General features: G+C 60.4%; 25 protein-coding genes. 20 read left to right on the forward strand and 5 right to left on the reverse strand.

Annotation, left to right across the window (positions count from 1 at the left end):
• Positions 1 to 98 precede the first annotated feature (98 nt).
• Entirely contained in the window at positions 99 to 431 is a 333-nt protein-coding gene (gene erpA, locus BJ928_RS30270; RefSeq protein WP_047634675.1) for an iron-sulfur cluster insertion protein ErpA, read from the reverse strand.
• Positions 432 to 738: 307 nt separating this feature from the next.
• On the opposite strand from erpA, the gene BJ928_RS30275 reads away from it, so the two are divergent.
• From BJ928_RS30275 to BJ928_RS30335, 13 genes are all read left to right on the forward strand, one after another.
• Positions 739 to 1,956 (forward strand): deoxyguanosinetriphosphate triphosphohydrolase, encoded by a 1,218-nt coding sequence (locus tag BJ928_RS30275; RefSeq protein WP_047634810.1) that lies wholly within the window; start codon positions 739 to 741, stop codon positions 1,954 to 1,956.
• 56 nt (positions 1,957 to 2,012) lie between these two features.
• Positions 2,013 to 3,773, forward strand: a complete 1,761-nt coding sequence (gene argS / locus BJ928_RS30280) for an arginine--tRNA ligase (RefSeq protein ID WP_047634809.1) — start codon at positions 2,013 to 2,015, stop codon at positions 3,771 to 3,773.
• Between the two features lie 61 nt (positions 3,774 to 3,834).
• Complete coding sequence (locus tag BJ928_RS30285) at positions 3,835 to 6,600, forward strand: SPOR domain-containing protein (protein WP_047634673.1); 2,766 nt, start codon at positions 3,835 to 3,837, stop codon at positions 6,598 to 6,600.
• A gap of 124 nt (positions 6,601 to 6,724) precedes the next feature.
• On the forward strand, positions 6,725 to 7,738 hold the full coding sequence (gene nagZ / locus BJ928_RS30290; protein WP_047634671.1) for a beta-N-acetylhexosaminidase: 1,014 nt from the start codon (positions 6,725 to 6,727) through the stop codon (positions 7,736 to 7,738).
• 74 nt (positions 7,739 to 7,812) lie between these two features.
• Complete coding sequence (locus BJ928_RS30295; RefSeq protein WP_052227867.1) at positions 7,813 to 8,610, forward strand: ScpA family protein; 798 nt, start codon at positions 7,813 to 7,815, stop codon at positions 8,608 to 8,610.
• A gap of 39 nt (positions 8,611 to 8,649) precedes the next feature.
• Complete coding sequence (gene scpB, locus BJ928_RS30300) at positions 8,650 to 9,342, forward strand: SMC-Scp complex subunit ScpB (protein ID WP_047634808.1); 693 nt, start codon at positions 8,650 to 8,652, stop codon at positions 9,340 to 9,342.
• A gap of 243 nt (positions 9,343 to 9,585) precedes the next feature.
• Entirely contained in the window at positions 9,586 to 9,798 is a 213-nt protein-coding gene (locus BJ928_RS30305; RefSeq protein WP_047634669.1) for a twin-arginine translocase TatA/TatE family subunit, read from the forward strand.
• A 54-nt stretch (positions 9,799 to 9,852) separates the two neighbouring features.
• Positions 9,853 to 10,584, forward strand: coding sequence for a Sec-independent protein translocase protein TatB (gene tatB, locus BJ928_RS30310; RefSeq protein WP_047634668.1), 732 nt, complete (start codon positions 9,853 to 9,855; stop codon positions 10,582 to 10,584).
• Positions 10,581 to 11,408 carry a twin-arginine translocase subunit TatC gene (gene tatC / locus BJ928_RS30315; RefSeq protein ID WP_047634667.1) on the forward strand — a complete coding sequence of 276 codons (828 nt, stop codon included), beginning with the start codon at positions 10,581 to 10,583 and terminating at the stop codon, positions 11,406 to 11,408. The genes tatB and tatC overlap by 4 nt, the downstream gene beginning before the upstream one ends.
• A 99-nt stretch (positions 11,409 to 11,507) precedes the next feature.
• Positions 11,508 to 12,791, forward strand: a complete 1,284-nt coding sequence (gene serS / locus BJ928_RS30320) for a serine--tRNA ligase (protein ID WP_047634665.1) — start codon at positions 11,508 to 11,510, stop codon at positions 12,789 to 12,791.
• Between the two features lie 15 nt (positions 12,792 to 12,806).
• On the forward strand, positions 12,807 to 13,571 hold the full coding sequence (gene surE / locus BJ928_RS30325; RefSeq protein ID WP_047634664.1) for a 5'/3'-nucleotidase SurE: 765 nt from the start codon (positions 12,807 to 12,809) through the stop codon (positions 13,569 to 13,571).
• A gap of 4 nt (positions 13,572 to 13,575) precedes the next feature.
• On the forward strand, positions 13,576 to 14,229 hold the full coding sequence (locus tag BJ928_RS30330; protein WP_047634663.1) for a protein-L-isoaspartate(D-aspartate) O-methyltransferase: 654 nt from the start codon (positions 13,576 to 13,578) through the stop codon (positions 14,227 to 14,229).
• Between the two features lie 170 nt (positions 14,230 to 14,399).
• A complete protein-coding gene (locus BJ928_RS30335) occupies positions 14,400 to 16,088 on the forward strand; it encodes a peptidoglycan DD-metalloendopeptidase family protein (protein ID WP_047634661.1) in 1,689 nt (562 codons plus the stop codon).
• Positions 16,089 to 16,164: 76 nt separating this feature from the next.
• Here BJ928_RS30335 and BJ928_RS30340 read toward each other — a convergent pair whose 3' ends face one another.
• Positions 16,165 to 17,037 (reverse strand): ATP-binding protein, encoded by an 873-nt coding sequence (locus BJ928_RS30340; RefSeq protein ID WP_047634807.1) that lies wholly within the window; start codon positions 17,035 to 17,037, stop codon positions 16,165 to 16,167.
• A gap of 207 nt (positions 17,038 to 17,244) precedes the next feature.
• Between BJ928_RS30340 and yajC the strand changes: the two genes are divergently transcribed.
• The 5 genes from yajC to BJ928_RS30365 all read left to right on the forward strand — a co-directional run bounded on the left by yajC (position 17,245) and on the right by BJ928_RS30365 (position 22,103).
• Entirely contained in the window at positions 17,245 to 17,592 is a 348-nt protein-coding gene (yajC, locus tag BJ928_RS30345) for a preprotein translocase subunit YajC (protein ID WP_047634659.1), read from the forward strand.
• 159 nt (positions 17,593 to 17,751) lie between these two features.
• Positions 17,752 to 20,295, forward strand: a complete 2,544-nt coding sequence (secDF, locus tag BJ928_RS30350) for a protein translocase subunit SecDF (RefSeq protein WP_047634657.1) — start codon at positions 17,752 to 17,754, stop codon at positions 20,293 to 20,295.
• 4 nt (positions 20,296 to 20,299) lie between these two features.
• Positions 20,300 to 20,686: an Mth938-like domain-containing protein gene (locus tag BJ928_RS30355; RefSeq protein WP_047634656.1), complete on the forward strand. Its 387-nt coding sequence runs from the start codon at positions 20,300 to 20,302 to the stop codon at positions 20,684 to 20,686.
• Positions 20,687 to 20,703: 17 nt separating this feature from the next.
• Positions 20,704 to 21,564 (forward strand): phytoene/squalene synthase family protein, encoded by an 861-nt coding sequence (locus tag BJ928_RS30360; protein WP_047634806.1) that lies wholly within the window; start codon positions 20,704 to 20,706, stop codon positions 21,562 to 21,564.
• Positions 21,565 to 21,641: 77 nt separating this feature from the next.
• Positions 21,642 to 22,103 (forward strand): hypothetical protein, encoded by a 462-nt coding sequence (locus BJ928_RS30365; protein ID WP_047634654.1) that lies wholly within the window; start codon positions 21,642 to 21,644, stop codon positions 22,101 to 22,103.
• Between the two features lie 18 nt (positions 22,104 to 22,121).
• Here the strand turns inward: BJ928_RS30365 and trmFO are convergent, their stop codons facing one another.
• The 3 genes from trmFO to BJ928_RS30380 all read right to left on the reverse strand — a co-directional run bounded on the left by trmFO (position 22,122) and on the right by BJ928_RS30380 (position 24,311).
• The gene (trmFO, locus tag BJ928_RS30370) at positions 22,122 to 23,558 is read right to left on the reverse strand and encodes a methylenetetrahydrofolate--tRNA-(uracil(54)-C(5))-methyltransferase (FADH(2)-oxidizing) TrmFO (RefSeq protein ID WP_047634804.1); all 1,437 of its coding nucleotides are present in this window, start codon (positions 23,556 to 23,558) and stop codon (positions 22,122 to 22,124) included.
• A 159-nt stretch (positions 23,559 to 23,717) separates the two neighbouring features.
• Positions 23,718 to 23,861, reverse strand: coding sequence for a DUF1127 domain-containing protein (locus BJ928_RS30375; RefSeq protein ID WP_069611985.1), 144 nt, complete (start codon positions 23,859 to 23,861; stop codon positions 23,718 to 23,720).
• Between the two features lie 303 nt (positions 23,862 to 24,164).
• Entirely contained in the window at positions 24,165 to 24,311 is a 147-nt protein-coding gene (locus BJ928_RS30380) for a DUF1127 domain-containing protein (protein ID WP_081615319.1), read from the reverse strand.
• A gap of 877 nt (positions 24,312 to 25,188) precedes the next feature.
• Here BJ928_RS30380 and BJ928_RS30390 point away from each other — a divergent pair.
• Both BJ928_RS30390 and BJ928_RS30395 read left to right on the forward strand, forming a co-directional pair.
• Positions 25,189 to 26,328 (forward strand): DUF2157 domain-containing protein, encoded by a 1,140-nt coding sequence (locus tag BJ928_RS30390; protein ID WP_047634649.1) that lies wholly within the window; start codon positions 25,189 to 25,191, stop codon positions 26,326 to 26,328.
• Positions 26,325 to 26,945, forward strand: coding sequence for a GDYXXLXY domain-containing protein (locus BJ928_RS30395; protein ID WP_047634647.1), 621 nt, complete (start codon positions 26,325 to 26,327; stop codon positions 26,943 to 26,945). The genes BJ928_RS30390 and BJ928_RS30395 overlap by 4 nt, the downstream gene beginning before the upstream one ends.
• Positions 26,946 to 26,963 lie beyond the last annotated feature (18 nt).

Genomic DNA, 26,963 nt, shown 5'->3' on the forward strand with positions numbered 1-26,963 from the left:
TATCCGCAGCCGATGAGCTTGACTACAGGCCATATGGAAACCGGCCCGGAGCAAAGGCTCCCGGCCGGTCATCAAACTGTGGAAAAAGGCGCGAGGGATCAGATGGCAAAACTCGTGCCGCAGCCGCAACTTGCGACCGCATTCGGATTCTTGATCTGAAAGGACTGTCCAAGCAGATTGTCAACGAAATCGATTTCGGAGCCCGCCATGTAGACCAGCGACAACTGGTCGATCAGGACGGTCGCGTTGTTCTTCTCGACAACGATATCATCGTCCTCGGGACCTTCGACGAGATCGAATTTATAGGAAAAACCCGAACAGCCGCCGCCTTCGACAGCGACGCGCAAAGCGCGCTTTCCGGCTTCCGCGCCGACGATGGCAGCGATTCGCTTGGCTGCGGCGTCCGATAGGGTAACACTTGTCTCAGTCATGTCTTCCTCCTGCCGGGGTCAAGATCCGGAGAGAACCAATAGGCCGTCGAACTTTCAAACGGCTGATATCCGTAGCCTTTATCATGAAAGTCAGGCCGGCGACAGCTATGGTTTCGTGGTTGAGCCACGCGCCATTTTGCTGTTTTCTTGTCTATAGGTATGAAGGCCGCAAAGCGGCGTCAATGGGCTGACATGTACGAAGAACAGGCTACGGCCTGGATCACCGGGCAGGGTCAGGAGCCGATTGCAGGGAAACGACTGTCGCGCCGATGGCGGCGCGGGAGCCAAATGCCGGAATGGATTGATGATGACGATTGATACGCATGCATTGGGTTTCGGATATGGGGAAAAGGCAGTCTATGCAACAAATCCCTGGGAATCGCGTGGAAGGCTCTATGAGGAGGGGTCGAGCCCGACGCGCTCCGAGTTCCAGCGCGATCGTGACCGGATCGTCCATGCGACCGCCTTCCGTCGGTTGAAGCACAAGACGCAGGTCTTCATCGCCCAGGACGGTGATCACTATCGCACCCGGCTGACGCATACGATCGAGGTGGCGCAGATCGCTCGCGCCCTGGCGCGTGCCCTCAAGCTGGATGAGGATCTGGCCGAGGGCGTGGCGCTGGTACACGATTTCGGGCACACGCCCTTCGGCCATACGGGCGAGGATGCGCTGCATGAGGTGCTGTTGCCCTATGGTGGCTTCGATCACAACGCTCAATCCCTGCGCATCGTCACGAAGCTTGAGCGTCGTTATGCCGATTTCGATGGGCTCAATCTGACCTGGGAAATGCTCGAGGGTCTCGTCAAGCACAACGGCCCGCTGATGACGCCCGATGGCAAGGGTATTCGCGGACCCGTACCGCAGCCGATTCTCGATTATTGCGAGATCCATGATCTCGAGATCGCCTCCTTTGCCAGCCTGGAGGCGCAGGTCGCCGCGATTGCGGATGATATCGCCTACAACACGCATGACATCGACGACGGTCTGCGCTCCGGCTATCTGACATTCGAGATGCTGGAGGAAGTGCCTTTCCTCGCGCAGCTCATGGCTGAGGTGAGGGAGCGTTATCCGCATCTGGAGCCGAGCCGCTTCACCCACGAGATCATGCGTCGGCAGATCACCCGCATGGTAGAGGACGTCATCGCCGTTTCGCAGCAGGCCCTTGCCGAGATCAAGCCAGGCAATGTCGCCGACATCCACGCCGCCGGCCGGATCGTCGCGACCTTCTCTCCCGAGATGGCTGAAGCGGACAAGCTGATCAAGCAGATGCTGTTCAAGCGCATCTACCGCCATCCCGACATCATGCGCATCCGCGCAGGCGCGGCGCAGATCGTCACCGACCTCTTCCACGCTTATATGAACAATCCCAGGGAGATGCAGAGCCACTACTGGGTTGATCATATCGCCGGGCTGGCGATCGCCCCCAAGGCGAGGCATGTCGGTGATTATCTGGCCGGCATGACGGACACATACGCCATTAGCGCTCACAAGCGCCTGTTTGACCAGACTCCTGATTTGCGGTAGGCAGCGGCGGCGTCGGGCTGATGACGGCTCGCCGAAGCTATTGCGTGGACGATATCATGAACCTTTTCACCGACTTCGAAGTAAGAATTAAGAACGCTCTCGAACAAATTGATATTGTGCGAGAAAAGCGATCGGAGCTTGACTTCGGACGTATTGGCGTGGAGCCGCCGCGAGACGCCAGCCATGGCGATGTCGCCACGAACGCGGCCATGGTTCTGTCCAAGCCGCTCGGTACCAATCCGCGCGCGCTTGCCGAAATCATCGTCGCTAAATTGAAGGAAGACGCCGACGTCGCCGAGGTTTCGGTCGCCGGTCCGGGCTTCATCAATATTCGACTGTCGGTCGGCTACTGGCAGCGGCTGCTGTCAACGATGATCTCCGAAGGCGAGAAGTTCGGCCGTTCGAAGCTCGGCGAGGGGCAGAAGGTCAATGTCGAATATGTCTCGGCCAACCCGACCGGGCCGATGCATGTCGGCCATTGCCGCGGCGCCGTCGTCGGCGATGCGCTGGCAAACCTGCTGGCCTTCTCGGGCTATGACGTCACCAAGGAATATTACATCAACGATGCCGGCTCGCAGATCGACGTGCTGGCTCGCTCGGTTTTCATTCGCTATCGCGAAGCGCTCGGCGAGCAGGTTGGCGAGATCCCGCCGGGCCTTTATCCCGGCGATTATCTCGTTCCGGTCGGTGAAGCGCTTGCCAAGGAATTCGGCACCAAGCTGCGCGGCATGCCGGAAGACCAGTGGCTTCCCATCGTGAAGGATCGCGCCATCGACGCGATGATGGCGATGATCAAGGAAGATCTGGAAGCGCTGAACGTCCATCACGACGTGTTCTTCTCGGAACGTACCCTGCATGCCAACGGCGCGGCGCTGATCCGCACCGCGATCAACGACCTGACCTTCAAGGGCTATGTCTACAAGGGCGCGCTGCCGCCGCCGAAGGGACAGTTGCCGGAGGATTGGGAAGACCGCGAGCAGACGCTCTTTCGCTCGACGGAAGTCGGCGACGATATCGACCGTCCGCTGATCAAGTCTGATGGTTCCTATACTTACTTTGCTGCCGACGTTGCTTACTTCAAGAACAAGTTCGACCGCGGCTTCAACGAGATGATCTATATTCTCGGCGCCGATCATGGCGGCTACGTCAAGCGGCTGGAAGCGGTCGCCCGCGGCGTTTCGGATGGCGCGGCGAAGCTAACGGTGCTGTTGTGCCAGCTCGTCAAGCTGTATCGAGATGGCGAGCCGGTGAAGATGTCGAAGCGCTCGGGTGATTTCGTCACGCTACGCGAAGTCGTCGATGAAGTCGGCCGCGATTCGGTGCGCTTCATGATGCTTTACCGGAAGAATTCCGAGCCTCTGGATTTCGATTTCGCCAAGGTCACCGAACAGTCGAAGGACAATCCGGTCTTCTACGTGCAGTACGCGCATGCCCGCTGCATGTCGATCTTCCGCCAGGCGAGGGATGCCTTCCCGGATCTCGATATTGCCTCGCTTGATCTGTCGAAGGCTGTTCTCGGCGCGATCTCCGATCCGGCCGAGCTGCAGCTGGTTGCAAAGGTTGCCGAATTCCCGCGAATCATCGAGGCTGCAGCACAGTCTCAAGAGCCGCATCGCATCGCTTTTTATCTTTACGATCTAGCCAGTTCCTTCCATGGACACTGGAATAAAGGTAAAGATTTACCGGAATTACGTTTTGTTAACGATAAGAACCGAGAATTGAGCATAGCCAGACTTGGGTTGGTGTACGCTGTCGCGTCGGTTTTGAAGTCGGGTCTTGGTATAACCGGGACCGCAGCGCCGGACGAAATGCGATAAACGTCACCATTTACCCACATTGCGCTGGCATTAGTTGAAGCGTTTTCGAGTGGAACGGGTGATGGCGGAAAAACAGTTGGCGTATCGCGCAAGCGGAAACGACGAGTTCTTTGCGGATGATGATCCGTTGGCAGAACTCGCTCGTATCGTAGGTTTCGAGCCCCGCCCTGCTGCTCAGGCAGCTCCCGCGGCTCAGCGGCATGAGCCGGCCTTCAATCTCGAAGACGAGCTTCTTCGCGAATTCGAGCGATACGATACGCCGCGAATGAGTCCGGCAAATGACATCACCGCTCCAGCGGAGCAGGTGGCTGTTCCGAGCCATGAGCCGGTGGTCCATGCGGCCGAGCCGGTTCAGCCTGAGCCGAAGCTCGAAGAGCCCAGATTTGAAGAGCCGAAGTTCGAAGAGCCTGCGCCGCAGCCCATGGCTCCGGTCAAGCCGACGATCGGCGCTCGCGATCTGATAGACGAGCTGGAAATGTCGATCGCGCCGGTTCTGCAGCCGGCACCGAAGGCCGCCCCCATTGCGCAGTCGGCCGCTCCAGTCGCCAAGATACCGCAATCTGCGGCAGCGACCATGCGGTTGCCGATCGCGAACTTTACGCTCGCAACGCCGGTTGCCCCGCGTGAACAGCCTGCACCTGTCGCAGCTCCCATCGTTGCCCCGCCAGCGCCGACGGCTGCTCCCGAAGAAGCAATGTTTGACGGTGCGCTTGATTTCGAGGCGTTTGAGGCTGTCGAGCCGCCCCGCGCTCCGGAACCGGCGGCGGTGCCGGTCGCATCTCAGCCGGCCCCGGCTGTGTTCAGGGCGCCCGAGCCGCCAAAGGTCGTCAAGGCCGATCCCGCCGCCCTTGCCGCCGAGATCGATTCTCTGCTCGCTGATGTGAACCGCTATCCGGTTCCGTCCAGAACCAATGCGCCCGCAGCGAAGGAAGAGCCGGATTTCGGGAATTTCGACGTTTCGTTCCACGAACAGAAAGAACCGGTCGCTCCGGCGGCCGTGGTTCAGCGCGAAGAGCCGAAGCCGATTACCTTCGGCGCCGAAGATCCTTTTGCTGGTCAGGACTTCGAATTCGACCTGGCCGATATCGAGATGGAACTTGCCGGTCTCGATTTCGCCGAAGCCGACAAATCTCTTGCTGCACGGCAGCCGGCTCCGGCTCCAGAGCCTATTCTTTCTCGGGCGACACCTGTCGCGCCTGCCGCCGCTCCGGTGATGGCTGCCGCAGCGCCGCAGCCGATGCGAGCTGCGCCGGCGCCGGCGCCGGTTGCACCCGTTGCAAGCGTCGCACCCCCAGTCGCCAAGGCGGCTCCGGTATTCGAAGCCGATCAGCCCCTGCCTTTCGATCCTACGGAAATATCCGAGACGGAAGAGCGCGTCGAAACCTTCGAGGGCTCGCATGTTCCGCATCTGCAGGTGATCGAGCCGGAAGATCCGGTTGCGGTTCCGCCCGAATTTGATTTCGATCTCGATTCGGAAATGGCGAGCCTGCTGGGCGGCCCGGCCAAGGAAGCCGCTCCGGCAGCCGCCAAGCCCGTTGCCGCCGCCGCTGCGCTTGGTGGTGCTGCCGTCGCTGCGTCTTGGTCCAAGAACGCGGCTGCACAGCCGGCTGCGCCCGTTGCAAAGCAGCCGATCGAGGAATTCGACGAATTCGAGCGTGCGCTGGAAGAGGATTTCCGCCGCAGCTATCGCGAAGCATCCAATCCGGTCGAAAACGTTGCCCGGATGACGCTGAACCCGGCTGCAGGCAGCCGTCGCCCGGTTCGCTCTGTACGTGGCATGGTGACGACTGCGGCCGTCATCGCCGTGCTGGGCGTGGGTGGCTATGGCGCTTACAGTTGGATTCGTCACGGCGCGCCGATCTCCAGCTTCTCCGGAGAGCCGCGCGTGATTGCCGCCGATAGCGATCCGGTAAAGGTCGCTCCGGAAAATCCGGGCGGCACTGTCGTTCCGAATCAGGACAAGGCCGTCTACGACCGCGTCGCTGGCGATAGCACCGCGGCGCCGAAGCAGAAGGAGCTTGTCTCCTCCAACGAACAGCCGGTCGATGTCGTGCAGAAGACGCTGATCCCGGAAGCGGTATCGCCGGATGACAGTGATGGTGGCGGCGATCAGGTCACGTCGACGCCGGTCGGTGAAACCGAAGATCCGCGCCTGCTGCCGAACCAGAACGGCGGAAACACCAATGTCGCCGCCAATGGAGACGATCAGGTACCGTCCGTTTCTCCACGTAAGGTACGCACGATGATCGTCAAGCCGGATGGCTCTTTGGTGCCGCGTGATGAGCCGGCCACCGATACGGCGACCGCCGTTGCCAAGCCGACGAACAATCAGGTTGCCCTGGCCAATCCGACGCCGTCTGCTGCTAATACGCAAGCGGCCGCCCAGCCTGACAATGGCGATGCTGCGAGTGCCGAAAGCACGCCGATCCGCGTCGTCAAGACGAACCCGGTTCCGACGCCGCGTCCTGAACCCACGAGAGCGAATACGGCTGCTCCGGCGCATGACGCTCAACCGAAACAGGTTGCAGCAGCAACTCCGGCGACGGCGGCTCCTGCCCCAGCCACGACCTCCGCTGCAGCGGGCGGCGCCTACGGCGTACAGATCGCATCCTTGCCGACGGAAGCCGACGCGCAGAAGTCGCAGGCTAATCTCAAGGTCAAGTTCGCCAACATCATCGGCAATCATCCGCTTGAGATCCGCAAAGCCGATATCGCCGGCAAGGGCACCTACTACCGTGTCCGCGTCGTCGCCGGCTCGAAGGACGAGGCTGCGGCCATCTGCACGCGCTATCGCGCGGCTGGCGGCACCTGCCTGATCTCCAAGTAAATTCGGGTACGAAGCTTAGAAAACGGCGGGCATTTGCTCGCCGTTTTCGTTTGCACGGCGCTGTTCCTGTGTATCTGCGCTTGACGTCACTCGCATTTCCCGGCGCAAGCCTTATGATTCGGATATGACCGAATCGAAATCCATGATCCTTGGCTGCAGCGGCCACACCATCACGCCCGAAGAGCGATCCTTCTATCAGGGGGAGCAGCCGTGGGGCTTTATCCTGTTCGGACGCAATATTTCGGAGCCGGCGCAGATTGCCGATCTCGTTGCGTCCCTGCGCGACAGCGTCGGCCGGAATGCTCCCGTGTTCATCGATCAGGAAGGTGGCAGGGTGCAGCGCATCCGTCCGCCGATCCTGCAGCATTATCCCTCGGGACAGGCGCTCGGCGACATTTATCGGCAGGATCGCGAGCGCGGCTTGCGCGCCGCGTGGTTGATGTCGAGGCTTCATGCCTTCGATTTGCTGAAGTTCGGGATCAATGTCGATTGCCTGCCGGTGCTGGACGTGCCTGTGGAGGGATCAAGCAATGTCATCGGCAATCGCGCCTATGGCTCCGACCCGGTGACGGTGACGGAGATGGGACGCGCCGCGGCGGAAGGTCTGAAGGCTGGCGGCATGCTGCCTGTTATGAAGCATATGCCCGGTCACGGACGGGGATTCGCCGATTCGCATCACGAGTTGCCCGTTGTCTCCGTTCCGCGTGCCGAGCTGGAAGTGCATGATTTCGCCCCGTTTGTGGCGCTCAAGGACGAGCTTATGGCGATGACCTGCCATCTCGTCTTCACCGATATCGATCCGGAGAACCCGGCGACGACATCGCGCAAGGTCATCGAGGAGATCATCCGCGGCTATATCGGCTTCAAAGGACTGCTCCTGTCGGACGATACTTCGATGAACGCGCTGAAGGGCACGATCGGCGAGCGTGCGGCAAATATCATTGCGGGCGGATGTGATATCGTGCTGCATTGCAACGGTGTCATGGACGAGATGCAGCAGGTGGTTCGCAATGTTCCTGCGTTGGCAGGAGCGTCCCTGGCAAGAACCAAGGCGGTCGAAGCCGCATTCGGCAAGAATGACGGTGCGGATGAAGCGGCTGTCCGGGCAGAATTCGACGCGATGTTCGCAGTGGCGTAAAACCGGATTTCGAGGAACGGACGGGTGACAAGGTGAGCGGCAGCACGGACAAGCTTCAGCAGGCGGCAACGCCGATGGACAAGCTCTGGCAGGAAGGCGAGACGCAGCGCGGCTCGCATGAGCCGGCGCTTGTCGTCGATCTCGCCGGTTTCGAAGGTCCGCTGGACCTTCTGCTGCATCTCGCGCGCACTCAGAAGGTCGATCTCTCCCGCATTTCCGTTCTGGCGCTTGCCGAACAATATCTTCAGTTCATCGATAGCGCCCGGCGCATCCGCATCGAGCTCGCGGCCGATTATCTCGTCATGGCCGCGTGGCTGGCCTATCTGAAATCCAAGCTGCTGATCCCGCAGCAGAGCAAGGAAGATGGCCCGACGGGCGAGGAGATGGCGGCAACGCTCGCCTTCCGGCTCAAGCGCCTGGAGGCCATGCGTGATGCTGCCACCGATCTCATCAATCGCAATCGCCTCGGCCGCGATATCTTCGCGCGAGGGGCGCCGGAGCATATTCCGGATCGCCGTCAATCGGCCTTCGATGCCAGTCTCTATGATCTTCTTACAGCCTATGCGAGCCTCCGCCAGCGTCAGGCCGTGACCCAGGTGACCATAGAAAAACGCAGTGTCTGGTCGCTTGCCGATGCGCGCGTCATCCTGGACCGTATGATCGGCGAGATCACCGATTGGACGGCCCTGGAACATTATCTACTGAGCTACATGACGACGGCCAGCGAGCGGGTAACGGCGATCGCCAGCGCATTTGCGGCCTCGCTCGAACTGGTGCGGGAAGGGCAGCTGGAAATTCGCCAGGACGGCGCGTTTCAGCCGCTCTATATGCGACGCGGGCCGAAGCATTCGTCGCTGGAAGCAGCGGAATAGGGCGGGAACAGCGTGAATCAGCCGGACGACGAGCAGCATATGGAGCAAGGCGCGGAAGCGCCTGATATCGAGGATCGCTGGCTGAGCGAGGCCGAGCGGATTGCCGAAGCGCTGGTCTTTGCCTCGGCCCAGCCGGTCTCAGAAGCGTTCATTGCCGAACGTGTGGCGCGGGGCGTCGATATTCCGGTGGTCATGCAGAAGTTGAAGGCAGATTACGCCATGCGTGGTGTCAATCTCATTCAGGTCGACGGAGCCTGGGCTTTCCGCACCGCTGCGGACCTCTCCTTCGTGATCCGCCGCGACGACAACGAGGTGCGCAAGCTTTCCCGCGCGGCGTTGGAGGTGTTGGCCATCATCGCCTATCATCAGCCGGTCACCCGCGCCGAAATCGAGGATATCAGGGGCGTGCAGACATCCAAGGGCACGCTCGATGTCCTGATGGAGTCCGGCTGGGTGCGCTTCCGAGGCCGCCGCCGCACGCCGGGGCGGCCCGTGACGCTTGGCACGACACGCGATTTCCTCGATCACTTCGGTCTCGAAGAATTGCGCGACCTGCCCGGTCTCGAAGAGTTGAAGGGGGCAGGGCTGCTGTCAGGCCGAATTCCGGCCAATTTCAACATTCCCTCGCCATTGATGAGCGATGAGTTGGCCGAAGACGAAGATCCGATCACGCAGATGGATCTGGAAGAGCTTGGCATTCTGCCGCCGAGCGGCGAAAGCTCCGGCGATTGACCGGTTGGCCGGCTTGTGGAAGGGCTGCAGCCCTTCCGCAGATTTTCGTCAAACGGCCGGCAAAGTCTCTCTTTTGCCATCAGCGGGTGCGAATATAATAATCATCCTCTCGGCTTGGAGACGTTTGGTCGCCTGCATAGGCGTTCGTCACCCTGATATGCGTGGATGCACTACATTTTGGTGTTTGAAAAACACCCGCAAACGTCTTACATCGAAAAGACACTGTAATTGGGAGTTAAAGCAATGGGTTCTCTAAGCATATGGCACTGGCTGATCGTCCTGGCCATCGCGCTGTTGTTGTTCGGCCGTGGAAAGATCCCGGAGCTGATGGGTGATGTCGCCAAGGGCATCAAGAGCTTCAAGAAGGGCATGAACGACGACGAAGATACGGCGGCGTCGACGCAGACGCAGACAACGTCCCGTACGGTCGAGCATAAGGCTGACGAAACGAAGTAATCATGTCGGGCAGGCGGGTGCCGTGAGGCGTGCCGTTGGCCCAGGAGCCTTTGCATGTTCGATATAGGCTGGTCCGAGCTCGTCATTATCGCTGTCGTGGCCTTGGTGGTGATCGGCCCCAAGGAGTTGCCGGCGACTTTGCGGACGATCGGCAAGATGACTGCCCGAGCCAGGAAGGTCGCAGGCGAATTTCGTGCACAGTTCGATGAAGCGATGCGTGAAGCCGACCTGGACGATGTGCGCCAGACGATCGCCGACGCGCAGAAGCTCAATCCGGTCAATTCGCTGCGGGAAGCCATGAACCCGCTGCGGGACATGGGCAACGAGATAAAGGCAGATCTGCAGCGTGCGGCAACGCCGGACAAGGCAGCTCCAGCCGCAACGCCATTGCCGTCCGAACCGGTTCCGGGCGTCTCGTCCGGCCTGCCGGAAGCGCTTGCGGCTACGTCCGCAGCGCCGGTCACATCGGTTAGTCCGACGCCGGTAGTCGCCCCCGTTCCCGAAGCGGTGGCTGCTCCCGCTCCGAGGCCGGTGGTCGCCGCGAGTGAAGCCGCCGACAAGCCGAAGGCCGTTCGCAAACCTCGCGCCAAGGCGCCAGCCAAAGCCGACGATGTCGCGGCAGCCGTTGTCCGGACGCCGGTCGTGACGGAAAAACCAAAGCGAGCCCCGCGCAAGGTCGCAACCGCTGCCGTCGTAGAGAAGGCGCCTTCAGCTCCCAGGAAGCGCCCAACTGCCACTGCCAGCAAGGCGACGCCTAAAACGCCCAAGAAGAAGGACCAGGCATGACGGGTGACATCGACGATAAGCCGCAGCCGCTTATCGAACATCTCATGGAATTGCGCACGCGGCTCATCTGGTCGATCGTGGCTTTCTTCGTTGCCTTCATCGGATGTTTCGCGGTGGCGAAGCATCTCTTCAATTATCTGGTCTATCCCTATAAATGGGCCGTCGAATGGGCGCATCTCGACCTTGCGAAGGCCGAGCTGATCTATACGGCGCCGCAGGAGTTCTTCTTCACCCAGGTGAAGGTCGCCATGTTCGGCGCGCTGGTGATTTCCTTCCCGATCATCGCCGCGCAGATCTATAAGTTCGTGGCGCCGGGTCTCTATAAGAACGAGCGGAATGCTTTCCTTCCGTTCCTGATTGCGTCTCCCATCTTGTTCCTGATGGGCGCAGCACTCGTCTACTTCTTCTTCACGCCCATGGTGATGTGGTTCTTCCTGAAGATGCAGCAGGCGCCGGGCGATGGTCAGGTCGGTATCGCGCTGATGCCGAAGGTCTCGGAATATCTGAGCCTCATCATGACGCTGGTCTTCTCCTTCGGCCTCGTCTTCCAGTTGCCCGTCATTACCACCTTGCTGGCGCGTGTCGGCCTGCTGACGTCGACGTGGCTCGCGGAAAAGCGTAAATTCGCCATCGTTTTTGCCTTCATCGTCGCCGCTGTGCTGACGCCGCCGGACCCGATGTCCCAGATCGGTCTTGCGCTGCCGACGATCCTTCTCTACGAGATTTCCATCTACGCGGCGAGACTCGTGGAACGCCAGCGTAGCCGGCAAACGCTTGAAGAGAGTGGCGGATCTTCCGAGATCACCAAGGCGGACGACGTCTAGGCGCGGAAGGCTTAGCCTCGTTTCCCAGCTATTGCCGTTTCGACCTCCGACCGAGACCTCGGTCGGAGTTATACTCATGTCAAACGACCTGGAACGAAGATGCTTGATATCAGATGGATTCGTGAGAATGCCGAGGCTTTCGATGCAGCGCTTGCAAAGCGCGGTATGGAGTCTCTGTCGCAAAGCCTCATCGCGCTCGACGAGAAGCGCCGCTCCGTCGTTCAGTCCGTCCAGGATATGCAGTCCCGCCGAAACGCCGCCTCCAAGGAGATCGGAGCGGCGATGGCGCAGAAGAACAGCGAGCTTGCCGAGAAGCTGAAGGGCGAGGTGGCGGACATCAAGGTCTTGCTTCCGGCGGCGGAAGAGGAGGAGCGTGCGCTGACGGCCGAGCTTCATGACGCTCTGTCGCGTATTCCCAACATCCCGCTCGAGGACGTGCCCGTCGGCAAGGACGAGCATGACAATGTCGTCAAACACGTCTGGGGTGCCAAGCCGACCTGGAACCATCAGCCGAAGGAGCACTTCGATATCGGCGAAGAGCTCGGCTACATGGACTTCGAGCGTGCTGCCAAGCTTTCCGGCTCGCGCTTCACGGTGCTGACGGCGCAGCTTGCGCGCCTGGAGCGGGCGCTCGGCCAGTTCATGATTGATCTGCACACCGGCGAACATGGCTATACCGAAGTCAGTGCGCCGCTGCTGGTGCGTGACGAGGCGCTATTCGGCACCAATCAGCTGCCGAAATTCGCCGAGGATCTGTTCAAGACCACGGATGGCCGCTGGCTCATCCCGACGGCCGAGGTCACCTTGACCAACCTCGTCTCCGGCGAAATTCTGGAGGAAGCAAAGCTTCCTCTGCGCTTCACGGCCTTGACGCCATCCTTCCGCTCGGAAGCAGGCTCTGCCGGCCGCGACACGCGTGGCATGCTGCGCCAGCACCAGTTCTGGAAGTGCGAGCTGGTGTCGATCACCGACGCCGAGAGCTCCATTGCCGAGCACGAGCGCATGACGGCCTGTGCGGAAGAGGTGCTGAAGCGCCTTGGTCTGCACTACCGCGTGATGACGCTGTCGACCGGCGACATGGGCTTCGGCGCGCGCAAGACCTATGACCTCGAAGTCTGGCTGCCGGGTCAGGATACCTATCGTGAGATCTCGTCCTGCTCCGTCTGCGGTGATTTTCAGGCCCGTCGCATGAATGCACGCTATCGCGGCAAGGACGACAAGAATACGAAGTTCGTCCATACGCTGAACGGTTCCGGCACGGCGGTTGGCCGCTGCCTGATCGCGGTGCTTGAGAATTATCTCAATGCCGATGGTTCGGTCACTGTCCCGGACGCACTCCTGCCATATATGGGTGGTCTGAAAAGGATCGAAAAAGCAGCATAATCGGGTGGTGGGGCGATGCGTATTCTTCTGACCAATGATGACGGCATTCATGCCGAAGGTCTCGCGGCGTTGGAGCGTATCGCCCACAGCTTGTCGGACGATGTCTGGGTCGTTGCGCCCGAGACGGATCAGAGTGGCCTAGCCCATTCGCTGAGCCTTTCCGAACCCTTGCGCATGCGCAAGGTCTCCGACAAGCATTATGCGCTCAGGGGAACGCCGACCGATTGCGTCATCATGGCGATCCGCAAGGTGCTGGATATCAAGCCGGATCTCGTTCTCTCCGGCGTCAATTCCGGCTCGAACGTCGCTGACGACGTGACCTATTCCGGAACTATCGCCGGGGCCATCGAGGGCACACTGCAGGGCGTGCGCTCCTTTGCACTGAGCCAGGCCTATCTCTATGAAAACGGTGCGCGCGTCGTGCCGTGGGAGGTGGCCGAGACCCATGCTCCGGCTTTGCTGAACAAGCTCATGAATGTCGATTTGCCGGATGGCACCTTCCTCAATCTGAACTTTCCGAATTGCCGTCCCGACGAAGTGGAGGGAGCGGAAGTGACCGCGCAGGGCAATCTTGCCTTCAATGTGCAGGTCGAGGAGCGGGCCGATGGCCGAGGCTTCCCTTATTATTGGCTGCGCTTCGGTGAACGAAGCGGCATCTTCCGTCCGGGGACTGATATTCAGGCGTTGAAACAAAATCGTATTTCGGTAACGCCTTTGAAACTCGATTTGACGGATTATTCGGCGCAGGACCGCGTGGCGCGGGCGCTCGGTATGGAGTAGCGGATTGACACCTCGTTTGGTGGAAAAGGAAGGCTTTGCGGCTGTCGTTCTGCGGCTGCGGGCTGAAGGCATATTGGACATCGATCTGATGACGGCTGTCGAGCAGACGCCGCGTCTGCCTTTCGTGCCGGCGCAATTTGCCGATGATGCCTATTCCAGCCGGACAATCCCGATCGATTGCGGTGCCTTCATGGAAGGTATCGACCTGGTCGTTCGTATGCTTCACGGTCTGAAGATCAAGCCCGGCCATCGCGTTCTTGAAATCGGTACGGGCAGCGGCTTTACCGCTGCCGTCATGGGACGAATCGTCGAGCGCGTGCTCACCGTTGACCGTTACAAGACACTGACGACACTGGCGCAGCAGCGCATGGATGCGCTCGGGCTGCGCAACGTCATCATCCGCCAGGCCGATGGCAGCGCCGGGCTGCAGGGCGAGGGCACCTTCGACCGTATCCTGGTGACTGCCGCATTCCAGACGATGCCGCGATTCTATGCCGAGCAGCTCGTTTCCGGCGGATCGATGATCGCGCCGCTCATAGTCTCAGACGATATTTGCCGCCTGGTGCGGCTCACGAAGACTGGCAGCCGCTTCGAGCGCGAGGAGCTTTTCGACGTTCCTTACCAGCCTATCGTGCCGATGCTCGCCTCTTATCTTTGAGGCTCAATTCGGGCGGATGCAGCCGCGACGGCAGGGCCGAAGGCTGTTTCATTTTTCTATGGTTAGCAATTCCTCAAAAAAACACATGCCGCACCAGTGCTTTAACCGCATGGTAAGATTAACGCGCTTTAATCGACCCATAATCGGTTGCGTCTTAAGTGGGTCGAGTCATGGGTTTCAGTCTTTCTTCAAACTTCAGCAAATCGGCAGGGAAAGTCCTGGTGGCCATTCTTCTGGCGAGCACTGCCACAGCTTGTAGTTCTGACACGACCCGCTTCAGCGGGCTGTTTAGCAAGACGGACAATGTAACAACCGGCTCGATCAATCGCCGAAGCCTCAATGGCCCGAACGGCGATCCGGTGCCGCGCGCCGATGTCGCCCAGGCGGGTGGCTACGGTCAGCAGGATTATTCGCAGCAGAGCGCGCCGGTAACGCAACCCTACCCGAACTCGCCGGCCCGCTATAACCCGTCCTATTCCAGTGCACGGGCGTCCACCGCACCTGTCGCAATTCAGCGCACCGATCTCGCCCCTCCCAGCGCATCTGCCAATGCCGGCAACCCTCGTCGGGTGCAGCAGGCCGAATCGGAAGCGATGGCGCAACCGTTCCCCGCATCGCGCAACAATGGCTCTCGCGCCGCGCCGGCGCTTGCTCCGGATACGATGTCGACAGGTACGATCAAGAGTGCCGCCGCACAGCAGCTATCTCCCGGTTGGACCACGGTCAATGCTCCGAGCGTCACGCTGCATCAGGGTGAGAACATCGCGCTCCTGTCGCGTCGCTATGGCGTTCCGGAAAAGGAAATCCTGCGTGCCAACGGCCTGCGCAATGGCGCTGGCGCGCAGCCCGGTCAGCAGATCATCATCCCGACGATGAACGGCGCCGGCGCCTCCAGCCCGGCCAAGATGGCGTCCGAGGCGACCGATCTTTCGCGGGACGGCAAGATGCCAGGCCCGGCCAAGGCGCCGCAGCAGGAAGTGCTTGCATTGCCTTCCGGCAGCCAGATGCGCGGCAAGTCCCAGGCTGGCCTTGCCGATCCCAACAAGCTCGCCGCCGGCAACGGCAAGGGGCCGACGCCGAAGGGTACCTATGTCGTCAAGCCGGGTGACTCTCTCGCGAGAATTGCCAAGGAAAGCGGTGTTACCGTCGCCGAGTTGAAGCGCGCCAACAATATGCAGGCTGGCGACAGCATTCGCATCGGCCAGGCGCTCGCATTGCCGCACGGCGCTATTGCTTCCGCAGATCCGGTCAAGACCGCGTCCATCGAGCCGCAGAAGGTTTCCGCCAAGCCTGGCGCGTTGCCGGTTGAAAGCAAGCAGGCTGCCGCCGAGCCGATCGCAAAGGCGCCCAAGGTCGTCGCCCATGCCGACGCGGCCAGCGATGCCTCCGCAAAGCCGAAGGAAGTTGCCTCCGCTTCGCCAAGCCAGTCTATCAACGACGCCGCCAAGTCGGACACGCAGGCCGATGCGCCTGAGGCAACCGGCATCGGCAAGTACCGCTGGCCGGTTCGCGGCGCGGTTATCGCCAGCTACGGTGCCAACGTCAATGGCAGCCGCAACGACGGTATCGACATCTCCGTACCTGAGGGTACGCCGATCAAGGCTGCTGAAAACGGCGTCGTCATCTACGCCGGCAACGGCCTAAAGGAACTCGGCAATACGGTTCTCGTCCGTCACGACGACGGCACGGTCACGGTCTACGGCCACGCTGATGCGCTGAGCGTCAGCCGCGGCCAGAAGGTCCAGCGCGGCCAGACGCTGGCGACTTCGGGCATGAGCGGCAATGTCAGCCAGCCGCAGCTGCACTTCGAAGTCCGCAAGAATTCGGCTCCGGTCAACCCAATGACGTTCCTTGAATAGGTAGTGCGTCTCAAGGACTCTGCAAAAAGCCCGGCTACCACCGGGCTTTTTGTCGTTTATGGCTTCGATTTGAGAATCAGTCGCGGTCGAGCCTGATGCGCAGCCGTCCGGCGAGGTCCTGGATATACTGCCAGGCGACGCGGCCGGAGCGGGCGCCGCGCGTCGTTGCCCATTCAAGGGCTTCGTGATGCATCTGCGCGCGCTCGAGCTCGAACTTGAAATAATCGGCATAGGCGTCGATCATCTGCAGGTAGTCTTCCTGGCTGCACTTGTGGAAGCCGAGCCAGAGCCCGAAGCGATCCGAGAGCGAAACCTTTTCCTCGACGGCCTCCGAAGGGTTGATGGCGGTCGATTGCTCGTTCTCCATCATGTGGCGCGGCAGCAGGTGGCGTCGGTTGGAGGTCGCGTAGAACAATACATTGTCCGGCCGGCCCTCGACACCGCCATCGAGCGCTGCCTTCAGCGATTTGTAGGCGGTATCGTCGTGGTCGAAGGACAGGTCGTCGCAGAAGATGATGATGCGATGCGGCGCCGATTTCAGGATGTCGAGCAACACCGGCAGCGAGGAAATATCCTCGCGATGCACCTCGATCAGCTTCAGCGACACGCCGGTCGCCCGGCGCACATCTTCATGCACCGCCTTGACGAGCGAGGATTTGCCCATGCCGCGCGCGCCCCAGAGCAGCACGTTATTGGCGGCAAAGCCGTCGGCAAAACGCAGCGTATTTTCATGCAGGATGTCGCGTACGTGATCGACGCCGCGGATGAGGGTCAGCGCCACGCGGTTCGGCCGCGCCACTGGCTGTAGATAGAGCCGGGCAGGTGCCCAGACGAAGCAGTCGGCAGCATCCCAATCATTGATGGCCGGGGCCGGGCCGGCAAGACGTTCGACAGCGTCGGCAAGGCGGCGGACCTCGGCAAGGATCAGGGCGTTTTGGTCTTCAGTCACCGTTTCCTCCTGAATATTGAACAAGAAAGTCGTAAAATGCGCGCGCTGTCTTGCCGGGTATCATGCTCCTTCGGGGGCTGAAAGGCTAACAGACCGGGAAAACGGTACGGTTTGCGGCTGTTTTTGTTGCATTCGCCAAGCGCGTAACTATATTCCGGCCACCTGACGCGGGGCCCTGTTCCCGCTCGGAGTTCAAGGGAGTTCTCGATGTTTATCACCAACGCATATGCGCAGAGCGCAACAGATTCGGCCGCGAGTGCCTTCGGCGGTTCCGGCTTTGAAATGATCATCCTGTTTGTGCCGCTGATGGTCGTTTGGTATTTCCTCCTCATCCGTCCGCAGCGCGCGCAGGCGAAGAAGCGTGACGAGATTTTGAAGAACATTCGTCGCGGCGATCAGATCGTCACCAGTGGCATCGTCGGCAAGGTCACCAAGGTCATCGACGAAAAGGAACTGGAAGTCGAGATCGCAGAAGGTGTGCGTATCCGCGTCGTCCGCAGCGCCATTTCCGAGGTTCGCGTCAAGGGTGAGCCCGTCAAGGCAGACGCCGCGTAACGCGGTTTACGGAAGGCGGCGCTTGGCGTCGCCGCCCATCTTCGAAATTCGGCATCGACTTTCTTGAAGGACTGTGCACAAATTCAAGGTGTTACTGCGCCCTTTGCATTTCCTGTAGAAGGTGGGGGCGCAGTAAGGAAGTCCTAATTCGAGAGAGCGATGCTGCACGTCTCCTGGTGGAAGACCGCCCTAATCTGGTTCGTCGTTCTCTTGAGCGTGCTTCTGGCCGCTCCCAACCTGCTTGGTGAGCGCGCGCTTTCATCACTCCCTGCATGGTGGGCGCATCGAAAGATCGAGCTTGGTCTCGACCTTCGCGGCGGCTCGCATCTGCTGCTGAAGATCGAACGGGGCGACGTCGAAAAGGATCGGCTGGAAAGCATCGTCGGCGATATCGCCACGCGGTTGCGCACCGTCAATGTCGCCTATTCCGGCCTGACAGGTACCGGCCGCAAGATCCAGCTTCGCATCAACGATCCCTCGCAGGTCCAGGCCGCCCTGACGGCGTTGCGGCCGCTGACATCCGGACAGGACAAGCCGTCAGTCGTTCTGTCTCAGGGCGACAACGGCGCGCTGACGCTCGATATCACCGATGCCGACATCAACGACCATGTTTCGTCTGCGATTGCCCGCGCAATCAAGGTCATCGGCGCCCGTATCGCGCAGCTTGGAGTGGGCGAGCCGCTGATCCGCAAGCAGGGATCTGATCGTATCGTCGTGCAGGTGCCCGACCTTGCCGACGCGCAGCGGCTGAAAAACCTTCTCGGTCAGCCTGCCAAGCTCAGCTTCCGCCTCATCGATCAATCGATGTCGGTACAGGATGCCATGGATGGCCATCCGCCGGCCGGGTCCGATGTGCTGTTTTCCGAAGACGATCCGCCTGTTGGCTATCTCGTGCAGCGGCAGCCGTTGCTTTCGAATATAGATTTTTCCGATGCCGTCGCGGTCGTCGACAACCAGAAGGGCGAAGGTGCGGTTTCCGTCAAGCTGACGCCTGAGGCGACGCATCGCTTCGCACAAGCCACAGCCAGCAATCTTGGCAGGATCGTCGTCGTCGTGCTGGACGATCAGGTCATCTCCGCGGCGTCTCTGAAGACGGTCATCGCAACGGGCGAGATCGACGTTCCCGGCGATTTCACCGCCCAGGGCGCGCAGGATCTGACCGTCATGGTGAAGAGCGGCCCGCTTCCCGCGACGCTGACGACGGTCGAAGAGCGGACCATTCAACCGGGGCTGGGCGGCGAGACGGCGCGCTACGGCCTGATCGCCTGCATTGCGGCGGCGGTCTTCGTCGCCGTCCTGATGATCGGCTTCTATCGCCTGCTTGGTATCATCGCCACCATATCGCTCATCATCAACATGATCATGGTGGCAGCGCTGATGGGCCTGCTCGGGATTACGCTGACGCTGCCCGGCGTCGCCGCCATCGTTCTCATCATCGGCATCGGTCTTGATGCGCTGGTGCTGATCTACGAGCGCGTGCGCGAGGAGGAAAAGAAGACTCATCTCCTTGTCGACGCCTTGCGTCATGGCTTCAACCGCGCGGTAGCAACAGTCGCCGATGCCAATCTGACTGTTCTCATCGTTGCCGCCATTCTCTTTTATGCGAGCAGCGGCGCCGTGCGCGGCTTTGCCGCCACCCTGATGGTCGGCGTCATCTCGACGTTCTTCACCTCTTGCCTGGTCACGCGGTCGCTGGTGAATATGTGGATTTCCCGCCGCAAGCCGCGCACCCTGCTGGTCGGCGTGCGCAGCGGCATTTTCGACAATGCCAATATCCGCTTCATGGGTATCCGCCGCTACACGTTCACGGTCTCGGCTGCGCTGTCCGTCATCACGCTCATTGCCTTTGCGACGATCGGGATGCATCTCGGCATCGATTTTGCCGGCGGATCGATCATCGAGGTCCGCGCCAAGCAGGGCGTTGCCGATGTTGCGGATATTCAGGCACGCCTTGAAGCAACGGTCCCAGGCGACGTGCGCGTCGAGCGGTTGGCCGATCGTCTTGGAGCGGTGATCCGTGTCCATGCGCAGGAGGGTGGCGAAAACGCCGAGCAATCGGCCGTTTCCCTCGTGCAGGACGAATTGGGCAAGGATTACAATTTCGCCCGCGTCGAAGTGGTTGGCCCGGCCGTATCAGGCGAAATCACCACCACTGCCTCTCTTGCCGTCCTGGCGGCGCTGGCGGCAATCCTCGTCTATATATGGCTGCGGTTCGAATGGCAGTTCGCCGCCGGCGCAATCATCGCGACGCTGCATGACGTCATTCTGACGCTCGGCCTCTTCGTGCTGACTGGCATGGAATTCAACATGACCGGCATTGCCGCGATTCTCACCATCGTCGGCTATTCGCTGAATGACACGGTTGTCGTCTATGACCGCATGCGCGAGAATCTGAAGCGCTATTCGCAGATGCCGCTGCCGATCCTGATCGATGCCTCCATCAATCAGACACTATCTCGTACGATCCTGACATCGGCGACGACGCTGCTGGCGCTGCTCGCCCTCTATATTTTCGGCGGCGAGGTGATCCGTGCTTTCACCTTCGTTCTGCTTTTCGGTGTCGCTGTCGGCACTTTTTCGTCGATTTATATTGCGGCGCCCGTGCTGATCCTGTTCAAGCTGCGTCCGGACAAGTTCCAGACCGGCGGCGAAAGCAATGGACCCGCAGCCGGCGATATCCAGTCAGGCAAACCAGCGGTGTAAGACATTGGCTAAAGGAATAGAAATCCGTAACGCGCATTTCCCGGGGCGCGCACCGATCGACGCTTACGGCAACGGTGGCTTCCGCTTTGCCGATATGTCGCATCGCGGCTCATTGCTCTGCCTGCCTTCGGGCATATACGGCTGGGACATGCTGCAAGGCGATGCGTTGACGCCTGATCGCTTCCAGAAGGTTCTCGATGAAGCCGCGGAGATAGAAGTTCTGCTCGTCGGTACGGGCACCGAGCTGCGTCCGCTGCCGGCCGATCTCAAGGCGGCCCTGCGCGCCAAGCAGATTTCCTCCGATCCGATGAGCACCGGGGCTGCCGTGCGCACCTTCAACATCATGCTCTCCGAATCGCGTGCCGTGGCTGCGGCGCTGATCGCCGTTTGATCTTTGGACCCAAGAGCATGACGACAACAGCTGCGCCCCGTAGCAATCGGGAGATCTGCCTGGCCACGCTGCGCGACACCGATCGCGACCGTTACCTCGCCTGCCTGCTGGCACCGGAGGAGAAGCGTCCCGCGCTTGCCGCGCTCTATGCCTTCAATGCCGAGCTGGCCCGCGTGCGCGATCTCGTGCATGAGCCGCTACCCGGCGAAGTGCGCATGCAATACTGGCGCGATCTTCTTGAGGGGCAATCTCATGGATCGAGCGAAGCCAATCCGCTGGCTTCGGAGCTGCTCGCCGCAATCGAAGAATACCGGCTGCCCCGTCAGACGCTGATCGACATGGCCGATGCACGCATCTTCGATCTCTACGACGACCCCATGGAGAGCCGCAGCAGCGTGGAGGGCTATGCCGGCGAGACCGCATCTGCCCTCATCCAGCTTGCAAGCCTCGTCTTGTCCGCCGATGAGGCGAAGCACTCCGCCGATGCCGCCGGTCATGCCGGCGTCGCGCAGGCGATTGCCGGCTTGCTCCTGTTGATGCCGCTCAATCGCCATCGCGGTCAGCTCTACCTTCCGCTTGAAATCCTGTCGGCCACAGGGCTCGATCGCGACAGTTTCCTTGCCGGAGAAGACAAGCCACGTATTTCGGCCGCGATCGAAGCCTTTGCCGGCCTCGGCCGCGAGCATCTCGCCAAGGCGCGGGCGGCAGGTGCCATACCCCAAGCTGTCTTTCCGGCTTTTCTGCCGGCAACTCTGGCCGAGCCCGTCTTGAAGAAAGCACAGAAGCTCGGCGCGGGCATCTTCGATCAATCGCTTGCATTGCCGCAATGGCGTCGTCAGCTGCGGATGGCGATAGCGTCGATCACAAAGAAGCTCTAAAATACACCAAGCTCGCACAAGTCTCCGCGTCTATGGAGATGGGCGGGCACTTGATTTGCATTTCAGGGGGATTTGCCGTGGGTATTGTCGTCTGGTGCATACTGTTTGCAATCGTCGTCTTCTTTGCCTATTTCGCGACGCGCATGGCATCGCAGAACAAGGAAGACGGCCTGCACGATACCGGCCTTGCCATTCTGGAATTCGGCCGCGCCTTTCCGGCCGAGGCGATCCGGCAGCTACAGACCACAGCCGATGGACAGGCGGTCTTCGTGCGTTTGCATGACGACAAGGCCGGTTTCATGCGCAATGTGCGCAATCACTTCAGCGTCCATCTGATCGAGCCGGGCCGGGCGCGTGCCAAGATCTCGGCAACCGGTCGCGGCTTGACGGTCGATTTCCTGGATGTGCCGCATCATAACGGCACGTTCGAGTTCAAGACGCCCGCGGAGGCCGCGGAAGTTTCGCTCTGGCTGCTGGGCAATTATGTTGCCGGCGAGGACGCGAGGCTCGAACACCACGCGCCGCCGGCAACGACCTGAAATCCCAAAAATCGATAGTCAGGCGCTTTCAGCAAGTGCGGGCGCCTGTACGCCGAGCCACTTGGCGCAATCGCCAAGCGCACGCTTGGCGATGAGCTGGCGCTTCATGATCGTCTTGTCCTTTCCGCGAAAGCGCTTCACGCCCTCCGGCTTGATGATCGAGCTCGGCTCCAGCTCCGGGAAAAGCCCGAAATTGATGTTCATCGGCTGGAACGAGCGCTTGCCCGGCTCTTCGTCCGAGACGATGTGGCCGCCGGTAATGTGGTTCAGCAGCGAGCCGAGCGCCGTGGTGGACGGAGGCAGCAAGGGTGCTTCGCCCTTGCGCTCAGCAGCCGCAAAACGGCCGGCGAGCAGGCCGATGCTGGCGCTTTCGACGTAACCTTCGCAGCCGGTGATCTGACCGGCAAAACGCAGGCCCGGTCGGGATTTCAGCACCAGCGAACGATCGAGCAGGGTCGGCGAGCTGATATAGGTGTTGCGATGCAGGCCGCCGAGGCGGGCGAATTCCGCATTCTCGAGGCCCGGAATGAGGCGGAAGATCTCTGCTTGCGCCCCATACTTCAGCTTCGTCTGGAAGCCGACCATGTTGTAGAGCGTGCCGAGCGCATTGTCCTGGCGCAGCTGCACGACGGCATAGGCCTTGACCGTGGGATTGTGGGCATTGGTGAGGCCCATCGGCTTCATCGGTCCGTGGCGTAGCGTCTCGCGCCCGCGCTCGGCCATGACCTCGATCGGCAAGCAGCCATCGAAATAGGGCGTGCCTTCCCATTCCTTGAAGCCGACAGCATCGCCGGCGATCAGCGCATCGACGAAGGCATTGTACTGGGCCTCGTCCATCGGGCAGTTGATATAGTCCTTGCCGGTGCCGCCGGGGCCGACCTTGTCGTAGCGCGACTGATACCAGCAGACATCCATATTGATGCTCTCGCGATAGACGATCGGCGCGATGGCATCGAAGAAGGCAAGCGCATCAGCGCCCGTTTCGGCTTGGATGGCGCTCGCAAGATCAGGTGCGGTCAACGGGCCGGTCGCAATGATCGCCTGGTCCCATTCTTTTGGCGGCAACCCTTGGATCTCCTCGCGGACGACCGTGATCAACGGGTGGCCATGGACGGCCTGCGTCACAGCTGCCGAAAACCCGTCGCGGTCGACGGCGAGCGCGCCCCCGGCCGGCACCTGGTGTTTGTCCGCGCAGGCCATGATCAGCGAACCCGCCATGCGCATTTCCGCATGGATGACGCCGACGGCATTGCTGATCGCGTCGTCGGAGCGGAACGAGTTGGAGCACACGAGTTCGGCAAGATCGTCGGTCTTGTGCGCGTCGGTACCGCGTACGCCGCGCATCTCGTGCAGGATCACGGGCACGCCGGCGTTGGCGATCTGCCATGCGGCTTCCGAGCCGGCAAGGCCGCCGCCGATGACGTGAATGGGAGAGTGGGAGGTGATCTGTGTCATGCGCGCGTCATTATCACGGGCGGGCCAGCGATCCAATGCTTTGCTAAGCATGTCGCGTGAAAGTGGCCGCGTTTTGCTGTCTTGCCGCGTCTCAGCCGTCAGAATCAAAAACGGCGCCGAAAGGCGCCGTCTTGAGGCAGTCTGCTCAGTTCGTTCCTATTAACGGAAAGAACGGGCAGCGATGTTGCGGATTTCGTAACGGCTGACGCCGATGTCCGAAAGGGTCTGGCTGGAGAGGTTGCCAAGTTCGTTCAGAGTGCGGCGGTAGCTGATCCAGTTCTTTGCAATGCGAATCGGGTTCATGATCTTTTCCTCGGTAGCTTGCGTGCGGGCGATGTGATTACCGCCTCAGCGATTGCATTCTATATAGGCGAGAGAGCGCCAATTGTGCAGTGCAAAGAAAAGGCGTCTGCTATGCATTTGTGCAATGTGGCGCCTAAAAAGCTGCCAATGCTCAAAATTTATATGCTTTGCATATAGGGAATGGCTCGGAGCGAAATTTCTTATGTTGCACTTGCTCAGCAACTGGACAAAAAAGAACGCCCGCCGCGGTTGTCCGCAACGGGCGTTGAGAGGCTTTCGCTGAAGGCGAAGCCTGTCCGGCGATTAGCGGCCGGTGGCTTCGCGAGCAACGCGATGGATGTCGGCGCGGTCGATGCCGAGGTCGTGCAGTTCACGAGCGCTCATGCGGCCGAGTTCGTTAACGGTCTGACGATACTTGCGCCAGTTGTTGAAAGAGCGGGTCAGGTTCATTTTAGTCCCTTTCGAGGATCTGTGGATCGAGCAGTTCCAGGATTGGTTCCGTCGTCGATCTAATGGATTTAAATATATGCTGCGCCGCGAAAACTAAAAGAGCGAATGCTTCATGTCACCTATGCACCCTATGCAAGTCTTGTGGGCAATTTGCCTAAGATGGTGGCTGCTTTGTGTGCATACCGCGACCAAACGAAGATTGCCACTTGAGGCGATTTCGAGCGAATGCCCGGCATTTCCGGGCGTTTGCCAATGGTTGCCGGCTTTCGGCCACCTTTTCGCCAGCCTTGCTGTTTTGAAGGAGGTCGATTGCAGGCTCCGGCTCTCTCCGGCGGGCGCCGCGCAGGCCTGCCAAAATATCTTGTCGCCCGTCGCCATTTTTTGAGCTCGGCGCGCTTCTGAGGGATATAAAACGATTTAGATGGGCAAAAAATAACGCCCACCGCGGGAGGAGGATGCGGTGGGCGTCATTTATAGTGATTGACGACTTGGGAGGAGGAGTGTCGTCAATCGATCGGAGCGCATTGGGAGGAGGAGTATGCGGCTCCGAATATCGTGTCGGGATATGCATCCCCAGGCTGGTTCCGATTTGTACCGGCTCGATGCGCCACCATCGTCTTTGTTGCGCCATTAATAGTATGACTTTTAGAATTTGTGCAGCGCAATATTTTCATGGGAGGCATGAGCTGTGCGCATATCTTCAATTGGTATCTTTTTACCGCTGCTGAAAATACCACTCAATTTCTTAACCCTGCATTAACAAGGCGCATATTCCTGTGGGCCGAAGGTTGGGCAGTAGGGGCGCGGCTCGCATCGATTGCGCGCCGATTTGTGCTAAATCTGGCGTGAATGGAATCGCAGACGAGGGGAGCCGCGCATGTATCGAGGTAGGCTGGAGCGGGATCTGAAAATCTGGACCGACAAGGGTCTGGTCGATGCGGCAACGGCTAAGGCCGTTCTGAGCGAGTATGACGGCCGCCAGACGAGTTTCAGTGCCGGCCGCGTCTTGACCATCATTGCCGCCGTGCTTCTCGGTCTTGCCCTATTGCTTTTCATTTCCGCAAACTGGGAAGCGATTCCGAGGATAGGTCGCTTGCTGGGGCTCGTGGCGCTGATATGGACCTTCTATCTAGGGGCCGCATATCTTCTGGCTCAGGGACGTTCCGTGGTTGCGGCCGGATTGCTGATTCTCGGCACACTGAGCTTCGGCGGCGCCATGGCACTGGTCGGCCAGATGTACAATCTGTCCGGCGACGAGCTCAGGATGATGATCGTCTGGTTCGCCGCGGCCTGCATCGTGGCGGCGTTGTTTCGCTCGAGCGCCCAGGTTGGGCTTGCCGGCTTTCTCGCCTGGGCATTTTGCGGCGTTTATATCTGGGGGCATTTCGACGAATGGTATGGGTTGATGCCCTGGATGCCGCCCCTGATGGCCGTGATCCTGATTGTCCTCGTTCGTTATGTCGATGCGCCGGCGGCGCGGCATTTGGCCTATCTCATGCTCGTCGGCTGGCTGACTTGGCTGTTCGGGCGGCATGAGGGGCTCAATACGGCGATCCTGTTCGCCGCTCTCGGCATGGCGGCTTTTCTTGCCGTCAGCATTCCTGCTTCGCCGCTGATGCCCTTTGCACGCACAGGCGGCGCCGCGCCGGCCTTCTACGCCTTCCTCATCGCATCAATCGGCTTCTTTCTGGTCCACGCCGAAATCAGCAACGGCTCCTTCGAAAATAATGTCTGGGTCGAAGATAGATTGCCGCTCGTCATCGTGGCGGCGGCGACGCTGGCGAGCTCGGTGATCGCCATTGCGCTCAGCGGCCGTGACAATGGCGCAGTGCGCTATCTCGCCTATTTCGTCTTTGCCTGCGAGATTCTCTACCTCGCCAGCGAGACGATCGGCTCGATCATCGGGACGGCGGGCTTCTTCCTCGTCGCCGGCGTACTTGTGGCGATTGCCGCCTGGCTGGTTATCCAGCTGGAACGGCGCTTTTCAGACAAACACGGGCAGGGGACGCGGGCATGACCGATCTGGCTGACAGGAGCGTGGTAGCAAGCGGGAATGCCCGCCGGGTCTGGATCGCGGCCCTCATCGTTGCGGCCCTTCAGACCGCCGTGCTGGGCTATATGGTCGGCGAGCGGGCCTGGGGATTGCGCAGCGGTGTCGAGATTCTCTTGAAGACGGCACCGGTCGATCCGCGCGATCTTCTGCGCGGCGACTACGTGACCTTGAATTACGACATTTCGCGGGTTCCGTTCTCGACGATGGTCAAGGGACCCCCGAAAATGAGCCAAAGTGCCGCAATATTGTCCGTTCGCCTGAAGAAGCAGGACGACGGTTACTGGGGCATCGTCGAATCATCCTTCGGAGCGCTTGAGCCGAAACCCGATACGGTCGTGCTCAAGAGTCTGCCTGTCGACTATGTGTTCGATGGCGATGCTACCGATCCGTCCCAGGCGATCGTCGGCGTCACCTATGGCATCGAGCGCTATTATGTGCCGGAGGGGCAGGGGCACGATATCGAGAGCGCCCGCAACGACAATCGCGTCGCCATCGCGGCGCGCGTGTCTTCCGATGGCGTCGCCCATATCAGAAGCCTGCTTCTCGATGGCAAATCCGTCTACGAAGAGCCGCTTTACTGACGATATGAGCGCGACGAA

This window comes from Rhizobium sp. WW_1 (assembly GCF_003610155.1).
GTDB classification, from domain to species: domain Bacteria; phylum Pseudomonadota; class Alphaproteobacteria; order Rhizobiales; family Rhizobiaceae; genus Rhizobium; species Rhizobium tropici_A.